The following is a 13,648-nucleotide window of genomic DNA, read 5'->3' on the forward strand; positions in this document are numbered from 1 at the left end:
CCATTGATCAGCCTGAGCATGATTCTGTGAACGAGCGTGAACTCGAAGAAGGTGAAGAGACCAAGGGACTGGTGAGCAACGGAGCCGCGATGGTGGTTTCCCGACTGCTCACGGCGGTGTTCGGTTGGGCGGGCAGCGTCGTCATTGCCCGAACTCTTTCCCCAGAGTCCTGGGGGCAGTACTCCTTTGTGTTCGGCCTGTTGGGGATCATGGCAGTCGTTACCGATCTCGGCGTGGGGAGAGTGGTGATCTCCCGTCTGACCGGAGCGGAGCAGAAGGATTTCGGCCCCGTCGCCGGCTCCTTCATTGTTCTCAGGTGTGTCCTCGGCATCGCGGGATATCTCGTGGCCCTGGCGTACTCTCTCATCGTCGGGCTTTCACCGATGGTGGTGATGGTCGTGGCCATCGCTGGTACGACAGTTACGCTTGCCACCCCGGCGAACGCGCTTCTCGTCCTTTTTCAGAGCCGACTCAAGCTGGTGTTCTTGGCGACTTGGGACGTCATCGCCCAGATCGTTCAGTTCCTGCTGATTCTCCTCGTGATGAAAACCCATCCCACACTTCTGGCCTTCGTCCTGCCGGCAATAGCCAGAGAAGTGGTGACGGTCGGTGTTCGGATAATTGCCATTCGGACAGGGAAGCTGGACGGACGAGTGCCGACCTACGGAGCGGTGTTCGGCTTGTGGGGACCGATGCTTCGCGAGGCGATACCGATCTCTATCGGCCTCGCGCTATTGACGATCCTTACCAAGATCGACACATTGATGCTCGAGCGGCTCGACACCTACGAGTCCGTCGGCTTGTATGCGATCGGCTACAAGTTCTCCGACGTATTGATCCTTGCCGTGTCCGCCTTGGCTGTTCCGTTCACCACGGTGCTGGTCCGAGCGTGGGGGGCCGATACGGACACGTTTCGGCAGCGTACTCGGCAAGCGATGACGGTGGCCGCGCTACTCGGCGGATTGGCGATCGTGGGTTTCGTCTCCGCCGCCGAGGGGGTCATCGGATTGCTCTATGGAGCGCAGTTCGAACCAGCCTCGAATGCGGCACGGTTGTTGGTCATGTCGAGTGCCATTAGCGGCGTGACGACGATCGGCTGGGTGGTTCTCGTTTCCGCGGAGAAGCTCAAGGTCTTTCCGTGGGTCGCGGGTTTGGGCGTGGTCCTTAATATCGCTCTGAACTCCGTGTTCATCCCCTTGTGGTCGATCATGGGCGCGGCCGGCGCAACGATCATTTCTGAACTGGTCATATTCTTCGCGTTCCTTTACATGGCGAGGCAGAGCACGGGGATCACTCGGCTGATCCCCGTGACTCAGCTCGCCCGGCAAGGGCTCTTGATCGCCGCCGTCACAGCGCCTACCTGGGCACTCATTAACAAGGCCGGATGGCCGTGGATTCCCACCGTCGCTGCGGCATGCGTCCTGCATCTGGCGTTGTCCGTCGTCAGCAAGTCGTTTGACGTCGGAGATCGGATCAAATTCTTGGCGCCGAAAGAACCCGGCGATATCGATTCACCCGTAGAGGCCACCACGAATTCGAGGAGCGCCAATGACGAGTAAGAAGCTAGGTGCGGTCGCCGCATCGATTCGATCGCTTCGACACGTAGCGTCCCCGGTTACGTCCCAAATCGGAAATTCTGCGGTCGTGCTGGCGTACCACGACATCGTCCCGAACGGCTCGGAAACCATTGAGTACATGGTTGACGAGGACACGTTCATCTCGCAGATCGAAACGGTACGGACACTCGGATACACGTTTCGAACGTTGACTGATTTGTCGGCCGACCTGCTCGCAGATCGACCGGTAGCTGGGTGCGCAGCCATCGTCTTCGACGATGCACTAGTAGGTGTCTACGACATCGCGATGCCTTATCTCGATGCACACAAGATTCCATGGACTTTGCTCCCTGTCACCGATCGACTTGGAGTCACACCCGCATGGTGGCCCGGGGCCAATCGAACAATGACTCGCGAAGAGGTGATGGAGGCTGTCGATGCCGGAGCAGACCTCTGCGCCCACACCACCACCCATATATCGCTACCCGACGTCGACGCTGACGCAGCGTTCAACGAGCTTGTTCGTTCAAGGGAGGCGCTCAGTGAATTGTCTGGGCGCGAGGTCGTCGATCTTTGTTATCCCTTTGGACACCAGGATGCACAAATACGGGAGATGGCAAAGCGAGCCGGCTACCGCACCGGCTGGACCTTCACCAATGGTCGATGCTCATCGGGCGACGACCCCTTCAAACTCAAGCGCATGGCGATGAGGAACGACGTGGGCGAACTGCATTGGCTCGTGACACTACTGAGGCCCAAAGTGAGCTGGCCGCCGGTGCAAGATCTCAAGCGAGGAAGCCTCTAAATGTTAAGCATGGCGATAGTCCTGATTCTTTGTGCGGCACTATTTCCGTTTGCTGTAAGGCGACCTCAAAATGGTGTCCTGATCCTTGCTGCATTGTTGCCGTTTCATGGCCTGAACCTCATCTCTCCGCTTCCAATCAATTTCTGGAAAGAAGCGGTGGTACTCACCGTTCTGGTCGCATGTTTTTTCGCCCGTCGACAACCCGGGCGCAGAGTGGCCGTGGTTCCGTGGATGTGGCCGCTGGCTCTATTCGCGATTATGGGGACCGTATCCGCGCTTATCGTTTACCGGGCGGCGGCGGTCTTCCCGATCAAAATCGCCTTGTTCTATGTCCTTCTCGCCATCACTATCATCTGGTTTCCGTTTGAGCGCCGGGACAAAGATCGGCTCATCACCGTTCTGTTGGCCACAGGAGCCATTTCTGCAGCATACGGAATCGTTCAGCAGATAATCGGAGGGGAAGGATTGGCAGCCATGGGATATCCGTGGAACGACGTCATCCGAAGCGCCGGCCCCTTATTGCGCTCCTTCGGTACGTTCGTCCAGCCTTTCCCATTCGGTCTCTATCTCATGATCGTTCTGCTCATGTGTGGAGCCGCGGCGCTCGCTGAACCGAACCGAAAAAGATCAATCGTCTTTTGGGCCGTGTCGCCGCTCCTTCTTGTGGGAATGATCAGTTCTGTCGTGCGCGCCAGCTATCTGGGGCTCATTATCGGCGCGGTGATAATCGGGCTCTTCCTGTTCCGGAAATTTCTCAAAATCCTCATCTTTTCTGTGGTGGCGCTGCTCGTCGTCTCGACTCCGATCGCACTAGTGATGGGGGCCTCGTCCGGTATCCAATCGATGTTTTCGGCCGAGAGCTTTGAGCAAAGAACCGAACACTGGACCAGGACTATTCCGTTTATTATGACGCAACCATTCGGGCAGGGATTGGGAACAACCGGCGCTTCCGTACAGCGCGTTGAAAAGCTGCCGACGGGGCTCCACGTCATGTACCAGCCGGACAATTACTACGTGAAGATCCTTCTTGAGCTCGGACCGATGGGCTTCGCTGCATTCGTAGCTGTACTCGTAGTCGCTCTCATGGTCTTGCGACGGCTCATTCAGCATGAGACGGACCAGCTGGAGCGCGCTTTTGCCGGTGGAGCGCTAGGGGTTGTGGCAGCGGCCTGTGTGGCTGCAACGGTGTCGACGTACTGGGAGATCTTCCCGATGGATGCGTACTTCTGGTTGATCCTCGCTGCTGCGGGGAGTGTGACACCCGACGTCGCCGCTGGCATTCGGGGGAAGGCGCAAGGAGCCCCGATGCCTCAGCCCGTCGCTCCCTACACATTGCCGAGCAAGTAGGTGGGATCGACAATGAGCGGCAATTTCCGGAGTGACGAACCAGTAGTCGGCCCAACGCGCACGTGGCCTCGAGCCGCGGTGATGAAGTGTGTCCGAGGTCGTTTAGGCGAGCAATCCCAAGGAGCTGTCGCTCGGTGCGGGCGTCACCGGCTACCGGACGATGCACCACGAAGGAATGACAAGCACAGCCGCGGCGCTGTCGGCGGTGTCAACGCGCGAGAATCAGTTCGTAGTGACTGGCCGAGCGCTGCATTCATCCCGGCACGAGCCACGCAGTCCGCACGCACTCACGATGGGAAAGCAAGTGGTCATGGACGCGTCGAATAATAACGCCACGCGGGAGCGTAAGAGGATCGATTGGCTTGACTGGGTACGAGGCGTAGCTGCCGTCTCGGTAATGTTGCATCACTTCGCGGAGAAGCTGTCTCCCGAGTACGCAGATTTCTCCCGGACTTATTTCGATATGGGTCGAGCTGGGGTCGTGGCGTTTTTCGTGGCATCGGGCTTCGTTATTCCCCTCACCTACGCGCGGCAGCGAACCGATGTCTTCTTCGTGCGAAGAGTGACCAGGCTTTACCCCCTCTATCTATTGATCCTTCTCATCACGGTGCTCGTGCAACCGCAAGGATCTTGGTCGGATCCACGGTGGTGGCTAGAAATTGCACTCAACGCGACCATGCTTCAAGAGCTGGTCATTCCTTCCCTCGTAGGTGTTGCCTGGACTCTCACGATCGAATGGCTTTTCTACTACCAGCAAATAGGGGCAAAGCTTATTGGTGTACTCGAGAAATCGTGGGTGCTCGCTTATGCGTGGACTGGAGTTTTTGTTCTCATGGTGATCGCGGAATACGTGACAGGAAGCTCACTTCCGATCACGATTCCGTGCTTGTTGGCCGCCGCATTCCTCGGGCAGGCGTTCTCCATGTGGTACTTCGGAAGCCTGGGATCCCGCGCTTTTTTGACCTCCCTCACGATCGTCATTGGAGTTCTTGCGATTGCCTCTGCGTCGCGCAGCTCCGTTGAGGCAGACGTGTGGCCCGGCCCGCTCTACGCGATCTCGTTTGTGGGCGGACTGGCATTCGTGCTCGTCGCCTACCTACTGAGAAATAAACTCCGGTTGCCTTGGGCTGTATGGCTAGGAAGCCTGTCGTACGCCGTCTACCTGGTCCATTCTTTGCTCACCGAATTGCCCGACCTCACGGACTCCGCTCCAGTCAAGTGGGCGCTCGCCGGCGTCGGAATCGTCGGAACAGTCCTGATCTCATGGTTCCTTCATGAGAACCTGGAACAAAAGTTCATCACCTGGGGGAGGAAGTACTCGCCTCGCCAACGCAATTACTCCGCGCCCTAGAACGGCGCCCCGAATTGCAGAATTAGTGGCCTCGGTCGACTGCCTTACATGGTCTGAAGTGGACGGTCGGAGGATCGGCGGCCTGCTGAAAATATCAGCATCTCGCACTCTATCAATCGAACTGCCACAGGCAGTGCGTAACTTGAGACCTGGGGTCTACACGCCCCGCTTTGGCTAGAGGACCGAGGAAACCACTGCCTGCATCTTCGACCTGAAGGTGGAGCGTGAGAACGATTCGGCGAACTTTTCGAGGCCGGCCCTATTGAACCGGGAATCGTCAAACTCCTGCATCGCTGAGGCGAGAGCTTCGATGATTTCGGAATCGCTCAGCCCGCCGCCCTTGCCGACAAGGTGACCGCTAACTCCTGGGCGGACGGTATCGAGCGCGCCGCCTTCGCCGAGCGCGATGACGGGCGTGCCAGCAGCCATGGCCTCAACGGGGACGATTCCGAAATCCTCGACCCCTGGCATGATCAACGCTCGTGCTTCCCGAACAATGTCACGCACTTCATCACGAGGAAGGTGCCCGCGAAGCTCGACCCCCTGACCGGCGCTGGCCCGGACCCGAGCTTCGTCCCGGCCAGAGCCAATGATCACTAGCTTGACCCCTGCGCGCACTGCTGCCGCAGCGGCCAGATCAACACGCTTATACGGAACTAGGCGGCCGACGGCGACGAAGTAATCTTCTTTCCTCTCCGAACCGTGTGTGAAGTATTCGGTATCGACTGGCGGATGAATCACTTCGGCATCGCGGCCCCACCATCGCTCGATTCGGTTCTTGACTTCGGAGGAGTTGGCTATGACCTTGGTGACCCGCGGAGCCCAGCGTTTTTCATTGCGTAACGCCACTTGGGAGAGCGCCGTGAGCGCAGCTTGCGACGGTAGGGTGCTGGCCTCGTTCTGTCGGAACTGCTTGTCCCACGCCCACCGCGCGGGACTGTGGACATACGCGATCGACGGGACGTCTGTCGAACCCAACGTGTGGAGTGCGCCAAGCGCGAATGCGTGGTGGCTGAGGACGAGGGCGTCTAATTCGCGGACGTCGACTCCTGTATGGCGAAGGGCCCAGGGAACCGCAGGGAGAAGAGGTGCGTAACCCGTGCTACCGGTACGGGTGTAAAGCTTTTGGAGAGGGCTTGTGCGTACGCGCCCGCTCAGGTTTCCGGGAATACCCTCTGGCCGACTGAAGGGGACGTGGACCTTCGATGAGGGCCACACTTCCGCCATTTCCGACACGACATGTTCGCTCCCTGCAATATCGGTGAGACGTTCGTGAACTAGGGCAATACGGCTCAATGTTTGTCCTTTGGCGAGTTCTCGGTGCAGGCCTGGGCGGGATCGGAGAATGGAAGGTTAAGTCGTGTTCCGTATGGCAAGCCGTGTCCGTACCCCGACCTCGCGCATCCTTCGAATTGCGAGCTCGGCCGGGACCAGGTTCGACGATCCCTTGTCGATGAGGACGACGCCGAGCGCGACGGAGGTGGGTGCCACCGAGCGCCACCACGAGTCTTCCCAACTCCCGATGGTCAGGTTTTCGGAACGAGAGTCGTCATCTCTCAATGGAGACTCAACGCGCTCGGCTTCCTCCGCGAGTATCACCACATTGCGCCCATCGGCAAGAGTGCGGAACACCGCGGCTTCTGTCGTCGGCGGAATATAGCCCTCCTGCGGTAGACCGTCGCCGTCGACTTCTGCGCCGTAACGATGCGCCATACGACCTGTCCAGAGCTTGTCGGCGGCGCGCGAGTTCACAGAGAAGTAAATCGTGCATGCGATCAACGCAAGGATAAAGGCAAACATGCCTATGACGGCGCCCTGCTGAATCGGCTTCGGGCTGACCGGGCTATCGCTGGTTGATTGGGAGAGTACTGACACCGTCGACTGCTTCATTCTCTCGTTCTCGAGCTCCTGCTGGATCGAGAAAATCTGTCCTTGCAGTTCCGCCTCTACGCCTGCGTTGTCCGAGTTGTCGATTCGGGATTTCAGAGTGTCGATCCGCTTTTCGGAAAGCTTCTCGTAGTTCGTCAGGGCGGATTCTTTGATGGTGTCGTTTTTCTTGGCCATTTCGGACACGGCCAGGTCTGCCAATGACGCCGAATCCTCCGGGGAAGCGGCCTTCGTGGACAACTGAATGACACCGGGAATATCGCCCTCTGCCACGGTGACGGCCTTCGCCACATCGCCATCCGGAATTCGGACATCCTGCTGGTCCTCGATAGCCGAGATGACGCCGGAGTCGCTCAAAACACTGGAGTACGCGGCTGCTTGGGCCTGGATCTGGCTCGCGTCCTGCGACTCCGAACCAGTGTTCTGAACGACGAGTTGGGTCTGTGTTTCGTAAGCCTCATCTTGACGTGCGGCAAACACACCCCCGGCAATGCCGAAAACCAAAGCAATGATGAGTGAGGGAACCACGCCACGGAGAGCGGCGCGCGCGATCAGCCCCAGGTCGAGGACAGGCGCCCCTTCACCGGGGTTCGGCGTAGTGCCGCCTTTGCCATCATTTGCCATTGCAATGAATCCTTCCGCCGTCAATTGGCAAGGGGTGTCAGGAACAAGGATGCACGCCAGCGTTCTAGGGGTACTGGGGGCGCGGTGTGAACATACCCAGTTCCAGTAAGAGGCTGGTGTCCGAAACTCCGAGTTTATAACATCACAAGGGCTCGCCGTTAATGTAGAACCGCGTTTGATGGCAGGTCGACGAGGTGAACGCGCTGTTGCTTCGGCACGCGAGATCGATGTTCAGTGGCAGGATGACGAGATTCGTTGCAGCTCGTTGACCACGGGTTTTGGTTCGCCGTTCTCGGAATAGAGGCCGAAATTGCTCTCTGGGTTCCCGGCGCCGAGATCTAGGTCGCGCAATGTGTAAAGGAACACAGGGCCGATTCGCGCATCGGCTGCTGCAAGATTGAATGCCTCGGCGATCATGCCCTTTTGCTCGTGCTCGCCGACGCTGCGATCTCCAACAGTGGGGGCGCCGAACTCCGTGAACCAGAACGGGGTGGTGGTGTCGCCATGCTCGGCCATCATCTCGCGAATCTCATCCATGATTCGAAATGAATTCCACGGGGATGACCCCGAAGGGAGCTCGGGGTACGTATACGGGTGAAGGCCGATCGCATCGACGTGTTGTTCGGCACCTCGCTCGTAGAGCCTGGTGAGAAAGGTGAGTGGGGCTACTGAACCGTCGCCATCATCGGCAGGCGCCAGCCCTGCGCTGATAACGGTCGCGTTCTCATCCGCAGCGTGGATGGAGTCGTAGCTTTGATCAAGCATGAGCGCGTAGTCATCGGGGTCGGGCTGATTCCAGAATCGTTGGGTATTTGGCTCGTTCCAGATCTCGTAGCCTTCGACGTCATCCCCGTAACGTTTGGCAACCTCGCCTGCGAAGTTCGCGAAGACGCGCGCGGTTTCCTCGGGCTCGTCATCCATGAGGTCGCGTGCCCAGTCCGGGGCGTGGTTGAGCAGGAGGAGCGGGACCAGGTCGTTGTCCAGGGCGGCCTTGATCTTGTGATCGACATTCGCCCAGGCGTATTCCCCGCGAGTGGGCTCCACCTCGGACCATAGGACACCGAGGCGAATCCGTGATGCCCCGGCCGCCCGCGCTTCATGCATACTGGCGGCAAACTCGGCCGGCGGGGAAGCATCGATTTCGTGATTACCCGCGATGCCGAAGGAATCGCACAGTGCGGACGGATCCGACAGGGAAATGGCCGCAGTGGCATCGTCGGCTGGTCGGGATGAACGGTCGGAGATTATCGCGTAGCTTGCGGCGACCGCTATGACGGCGATGGTCAGCAGGGCCCCTGCCACATGCCACTGGCGTGTCGAGGCCTGCGAAACTCGTCTAGTCACGGGAAATTCCTTGCCACATCGAGGCAATGGTGGAGGTCAGGTCGTGTTCGTTCACAGCGGCCTCACGGCCGACGCGACGCAGGCTCTCGTTCTTCTCCCGATCCGAGGTGAGGTGCCGGATCCCGTGGGCGAGTGCCGACGAATCGCCAGGTGCCACGAGGAGGCCGCGGCCGTCGCGAAGATAGTCCGCCGAGCCGCCGTGGTTCGTGGCGATTACCGGAACACCTGACGCCATCGCTTCGAGCACCCCGAGCGGACCGGCCTCCGGCGAGGTCGATGGTGAAAGCATCGCATCCCACCGGGTGAACACGCTGGATTTGTCGACGTGGCCGAGGAATCGAACGCGATCGGTGAGTCCGAGTTCGGTGACCTTGGTGCGAAGGAATTGCTCGTAGTCTTCCGAACCGGGAAATGCCGAGCCCGCGATCTCGAGAGTCACCCCAGGTGCCTTGGTGAGCGCGTCAATGGCGACGTGCTGGCCCTTCCACGAGGTGAGTACGGCGAGCACGCCCACGACGGGAGTTCGATTTTGCGGAGGTGTGACAGGCTGCGGCGGGATGCTGACGCCGTTCGGGCGGACGACGACGTCGTGGACGTAGCTTTCGACCGAGCGCGCGGTCGTCGAAGATACGGCAATGGCGAGGGTCAGCGCACGGCCGCCAAGGCGTGCCGCGATCTGCTGTTTCCGGTGGGTGATGGTGTCGTGAACGAGCCACACTATGCGGGGCCGTCGCCGGGACCTTCGAGTCGAGCCGGAGTATAGGCGTTCGGCAAAAGCGACACCGATCGCCGGCAAGGCCATCGTCGAGTTGACCAGGACGACGTCGGCGTCCCGAGCCTCGCGACGGATGCGAGCCCCCGACTGCAGCCATCGAAGAGGAAGCGTGGCGAGGCGCACAATACGTCCGATTCGGGATTCGGCCGCGCCGGGACGAGTGGAGCCCGGCGTCATTGCTGGTATTTCCACGTGCCGGGCGAGGGCGGATCCCTTTTCTGCGAGCGGACCGTACGGGCATAGCAGCTCCCGATCCCAACCTTCTTTCCCGGCATGGGCGAGGAGGTCGAGGAGCACCGATTCGGCGCCGGACATGTGCGCACCGGCATTAACGGCGAGGATTCGCATTCAACCACCAATCAGTTCGATGCGACGCAGGTGGAAAGCGCCGGCTGGCGATGTTACCACCCGTTCTCGCGGTGGATTCGCCGACATCGCTGTGGGGGTCCGTGCGTCAACTCTGGGAGGGGAGGTGGTCGAGCCCACCGGCGCTTCCTGTGACATCTGGACCGTCCACACTTCCGGTGGGGAGCCCTGGTTCGAAATTCTTGTTGCAGTGCGATAGCGCGGACGAGATCGAGTTGACCACGGGTTTCGGTTGGCCCGACCGAGTGAGAAGGCCGAAGTAGCCCTCCCGATCGAGAGAGCCCTGTCCGGTATCTCGGAGCGTGTAGAGGAAGAGTGGACCCCACTGCTCGTCGTTGATCATCATGTCCATTGCCTCTTCGGTGATGGCAGCCTGCTGTGCTCGGCTCACGCTGTTGAGGCCGCCCGTTGGCGCGCCAAACTCCGTCGACCAGAACTGTTTATCACCGTCTCCGAAGTCGGCCATCATGGTGCGTACGCGCTCCATCACGCGGAAGGAATTCCACTTCGAGTCGCTGCTCGGCAGGAGCGGATAGGAGTACGGGTGGACACCGATGGCGTCGGTGTAATTCTTCGCCCCCAACTCATAGAGGCGATGGATAAAGTCGAAGGCGTCCACGGTCGTCTCGGTGTTTGCGGCGGGCGCTGGGCCGCCATTCATCACCGTGGCCGAAGGGTCTTTGGCGTGAATGGCCACGTAAGCCCGCTTGAGGTATTCGAAATAGTCGTCCGCGGAGGGGCTTTGCCAGTAGTAATCGAGATTGGGCTCGTTCCAGATTTCGTAGCCTTCGACCCTTGTGCCGTAGCGCTCGGCCACCGCTCCCGCGAATGCGCTGAATTCTTCGGCGTGCTCCGGCACGTCCGCCCGGTCGACCCAGGTCGGCTCCGTATTGAGCAAGAGCATTGGCGTGATCCCGGCATCGATGACTGCGTTCACCCGCTCGTCGAGCGCTTTCCAATCGTAGTGGCCGGGCGTGTGCTCGACTTCGCGCCAGTTCGCACCGAGCCGGTAGCGATCAGTGCCCACGCTAGCCGCGAGCTCCATGTCCGCTCGAAAATCCTCGACGGGCACGTGCTCCATGATCGGGTGTCCGGCAACGCCGACGCCCTGGCATTTTGCGCCGAGATCGATTTTCTCCGCCATTAGATCGGGCTGCCGTGCCGGATTCTCGATCGCCACGGCGCCGGCGGTGATGACTGCGACCGTGAGGAATGCGCTGAGGAACTGCGCGGCTCCGGGGAGTTTGAGCGGACGACTATTTAGCGGCATCGAATTCCATTTCTGAGGTGAGCTAAATACCTGCGATGAATAGGTCGATATTCAGTTTAGGTTAGGTACAGAATGAAAGAAGTGTTTTCTCATGAGTCGCATTTCGTCGCGCCCGTAACTCTATGGTTGGCAATCAAATTCAATCTGAATTCATTCTGTTGTTGGCGTTAATTGGTGGAGAAAGGCGTTCCTTCGGGTGGCGTGGGGTAAGAACTTCCGAATTGGGGAAATGCTGACGGGGGATGCCGCCTCGCTCGGATTGGGCACTGGTGCGAAGCAAGCGAGTGGGTCGAATTTGGACGAACGCACTCTACTGCGTGAATCGTGCGGCTACTGTGTGCTGCGTAAACGTCGATTGCCGCCGCTCGGACAGGCCGGGCTCGTGGGTTCGGCCGGCGGGAGGAGAGTCAGTGGGCGCAGTGAAGTCGTGGCAGTCGGGGGCTGGTGTCGGCAGTGGTTCGGTTCGAAAAGCATCACGCGGCCTTCGGAGGAGTCGTCGACAGTGTGCGTTGGGGATGACGGCGGTCTTGTTGTTCGCTGGGTCCGCCGTCATACCTCCAGTGGCGCAGTCGCAACCGGCGCCGTCCGGAAGCGCTGCTAACCACACGAGTTCGTTGGGGCAGGCGGACGAACTGAGCAACATCGTCAATCCTGGTGACGATCGCTCGTTCTACGAGCTAGACCAGGCGGTGGATCTCGCCGCGGCGCAGCCGGGGGACGTGCTGCGACAGCGGGAGATTTCGCTTCATCTCGCGGGGCTTGCGACTCCGGTGAGGGTGACGCAGCTGCAGTACCGCACCACCGATACGCAGGGGCGCCCGGAATTCAACGTGACCTCGGTGCTGCATCCGACCGTGCCCGCCGACGGTCGGGTCGTCGCGTACCAGTCGGCGTACGACTCGCTCAACGCAGAGGACGGACCCTCGCGCTCGTTGGCCGGAAACTTCTCGTTGGGAGGCGGTATCGCCACGGCCGAGACGGCGGTGATGTTGCCGATCCTGCAATCGGGAGCGAGTGTGGTGATGGCCGACACCGAGGGGGTGGACGCGAATTTCGCCGCGGGACCCGAATACGGAATGGCGACGATCGACTCGCTGCGCGCGGCGAAGAACGCCGAGGCAGGGGGAGTGCGGGCGGACTCGCCGGTCGCGATGATCGGCTACTCCGGCGGCGCGATCGCGACGAACTGGGCATCGATACTGATGAACACCTACGCGCCCGAACTTCGCCCCGATATCGTCGGCGCGGCCCAGGGTGGCCTGCTGGTGAACCCGCTGAACAACCTCACCTATGCGATCGAGGGGCCGCTGTGGTCCGGCGTGGTGATGATGGCGATACTCGGCCTGGCGCGCGCCTACGAAGTCGATGTCGATCCCTATCTCACCGATACCGGGAAGTACTTCGCGGACGAGATGGAAAAGGCGTCGATCACCGATGGGTTCGGGCGCCTGGCAGGCATGTCCTGGGAGGACATCGTCAAGCCCGAATATCCTTCGCCGCTCGACGTTCCGCCGATCAAAGAGATCGTCGAGAAGGTGAACATGGGCACGGCGCCGGTCCCCGATATTCCTATGCTGCTCGTTCAGGGCGGAGGCGGCTACATCGAGCTGACTCCGCCGGGCGGGGAGAACACCGGCGCCGGCGACGGCGTGATGGTTGCGGGCGACGTGCGCGCTCTGGCACACCGCTATTGCGAGGCCGGAACCCCGATCGTGTACCGCGAGTACCCGATCGCGAGCCACGTGATGGCGGGTATCCCCTACGCGCTCGAGACGGTCGGATGGGTCAACGACCGCTTCGCCGGCAAGCCCGCGCCGAACAACTGTGGCACCTACCCGGCGGGCAACGATCTCACTCGCGGCGGGCAGGGCGGAACGTTTCCGGTGCCGATCTCGCAGTCCTGACAGTTCAGGCCGGCATGATCTCCGAACGAATGAGGAACCGTTTTCCCTCGGGCGATTCGAGCGAGAAACCGCCGCCGCGCCCATCCACCACGTCGACCGTGATGTGGGTGTGTTTCCACAGCTCGAACTGTTCGCGGCTCATCCAGAAATCGAGTTCGGCGACGTCATCCGGCAAATCGGGCAGGGTAAAGGTTCCCAGCAGGATGTCGGAGTCCCCGGTGCGGAACTCGCCTTGCGGATAGCACATCGGGGATGAGCCGTCGCAGCAGCCTCCGGACTGGTGGAACATGAGCTGCCCGTTGCGGTTCGCGAGTTTCTGCAGCAGTTCGATGGCCGCGGGCGTGAGGCCCACGCGGCTCGTGGATTCGCCCTCGATGGTGGGTGTGGACGCTAGTGACGAAGTGGTCATGGCGCACCTC

At 60.4% G+C, this 13,648-nt stretch carries 11 protein-coding genes; 5 read left to right on the plus strand and 6 right to left on the minus strand.

All coding sequences use genetic code 11. The features are described 5' to 3' along the window. Window positions 1-26 precede the first annotated feature (26 nt). The 4 genes from BJL86_RS04080 (at window position 27) to BJL86_RS04095 (ending at window position 5,059) form a co-directional block, all read left to right on the plus strand. Complete coding sequence (locus tag BJL86_RS04080) at window positions 27-1,559, plus strand: flippase (protein WP_197487529.1); 1,533 nt, start codon at window positions 27-29, stop codon at window positions 1,557-1,559. Window positions 1,560-1,644: 85 nt separating this feature from the next. Beyond that, entirely contained in the window at window positions 1,645-2,361 is a 717-nt protein-coding gene (locus tag BJL86_RS04085) for a polysaccharide deacetylase family protein (RefSeq protein WP_231887128.1), read from the plus strand. Next, window positions 2,362-3,708, plus strand: a complete 1,347-nt coding sequence (locus tag BJL86_RS04090; protein ID WP_067472256.1) for an O-antigen ligase family protein — start codon at window positions 2,362-2,364, stop codon at window positions 3,706-3,708. 292 nt (window positions 3,709-4,000) lie between these two features. Continuing rightward, window positions 4,001-5,059 (plus strand): acyltransferase family protein, encoded by a 1,059-nt coding sequence (locus BJL86_RS04095; protein ID WP_067472253.1) that lies wholly within the window; start codon window positions 4,001-4,003, stop codon window positions 5,057-5,059. Window positions 5,060-5,233: 174 nt separating this feature from the next. Here BJL86_RS04095 and BJL86_RS04100 read toward each other — a convergent pair whose 3' ends face one another. From BJL86_RS04100 to BJL86_RS04120, 5 genes are all read right to left on the minus strand, one after another. Next, window positions 5,234-6,355, minus strand: coding sequence for a glycosyltransferase (locus BJL86_RS04100; RefSeq protein WP_067472250.1), 1,122 nt, complete (start codon window positions 6,353-6,355; stop codon window positions 5,234-5,236). A 57-nt stretch (window positions 6,356-6,412) separates the two neighbouring features. Further along, window positions 6,413-7,570, minus strand: coding sequence for a GumC domain-containing protein (locus BJL86_RS04105; RefSeq protein WP_067472247.1), 1,158 nt, complete (start codon window positions 7,568-7,570; stop codon window positions 6,413-6,415). A 231-nt stretch (window positions 7,571-7,801) separates the two neighbouring features. Further along, window positions 7,802-8,914, minus strand: coding sequence for a cellulase family glycosylhydrolase (locus BJL86_RS04110; RefSeq protein ID WP_156515218.1), 1,113 nt, complete (start codon window positions 8,912-8,914; stop codon window positions 7,802-7,804). After that, complete coding sequence (locus BJL86_RS04115; protein WP_075844833.1) at window positions 8,907-10,037, minus strand: glycosyltransferase family 4 protein; 1,131 nt, start codon at window positions 10,035-10,037, stop codon at window positions 8,907-8,909. Before BJL86_RS04115 ends, BJL86_RS04110 begins: the two co-directional genes overlap by 8 nt. A gap of 106 nt (window positions 10,038-10,143) precedes the next feature. After that, a complete protein-coding gene (locus BJL86_RS04120) occupies window positions 10,144-11,325 on the minus strand; it encodes a cellulase family glycosylhydrolase (protein ID WP_067472243.1) in 1,182 nt (393 codons plus the stop codon). Between the two features lie 515 nt (window positions 11,326-11,840). On the opposite strand from BJL86_RS04120, the gene BJL86_RS04125 reads away from it, so the two are divergent. Further along, window positions 11,841-13,229, plus strand: coding sequence for a lipase family protein (locus BJL86_RS04125; RefSeq protein ID WP_197487528.1), 1,389 nt, complete (start codon window positions 11,841-11,843; stop codon window positions 13,227-13,229). A gap of 4 nt (window positions 13,230-13,233) precedes the next feature. Here BJL86_RS04125 and BJL86_RS04130 read toward each other — a convergent pair whose 3' ends face one another. Further along, a complete protein-coding gene (locus BJL86_RS04130; protein ID WP_067472240.1) occupies window positions 13,234-13,638 on the minus strand; it encodes a DUF779 domain-containing protein in 405 nt (134 codons plus the stop codon). Window positions 13,639-13,648 lie beyond the last annotated feature (10 nt).

It is taken from the genome of Dietzia timorensis (genome assembly GCF_001659785.1).
Classification (GTDB): Bacteria; Actinomycetota; Actinomycetes; order Mycobacteriales; family Mycobacteriaceae; genus Dietzia; species Dietzia timorensis.

Bases quoted from the DNA above. Each gene is read 5' to 3' on its own strand.
- BJL86_RS04090 (WP_067472256.1), top strand. From the start codon at position 2,362: ATGTTAAGCATGGCGATAGTCCTGATTCTTTGTGCGGCACTATTTCCG.
- BJL86_RS04095 (WP_067472253.1), top strand. From the start codon at position 4,001: ATGGGAAAGCAAGTGGTCATGGACGCGTCGAATAATAACGCCACGCGG.
- BJL86_RS04105 (WP_067472247.1), bottom strand. From the start codon at position 7,570: ATGGCAAATGATGGCAAAGGCGGCACTACGCCGAACCCCGGTGAAGGG.
- BJL86_RS04115 (WP_075844833.1), bottom strand. From the start codon at position 10,037: ATGCGAATCCTCGCCGTTAATGCCGGTGCGCACATGTCCGGCGCCGAA.
- BJL86_RS04120 (WP_067472243.1), bottom strand. From the start codon at position 11,325: ATGCCGCTAAATAGTCGTCCGCTCAAACTCCCCGGAGCCGCGCAGTTC.
- BJL86_RS04125 (WP_197487528.1), top strand. From the start codon at position 11,841: ATGACGGCGGTCTTGTTGTTCGCTGGGTCCGCCGTCATACCTCCAGTG.
- BJL86_RS04130 (WP_067472240.1), bottom strand. From the start codon at position 13,638: ATGACCACTTCGTCACTAGCGTCCACACCCACCATCGAGGGCGAATCC.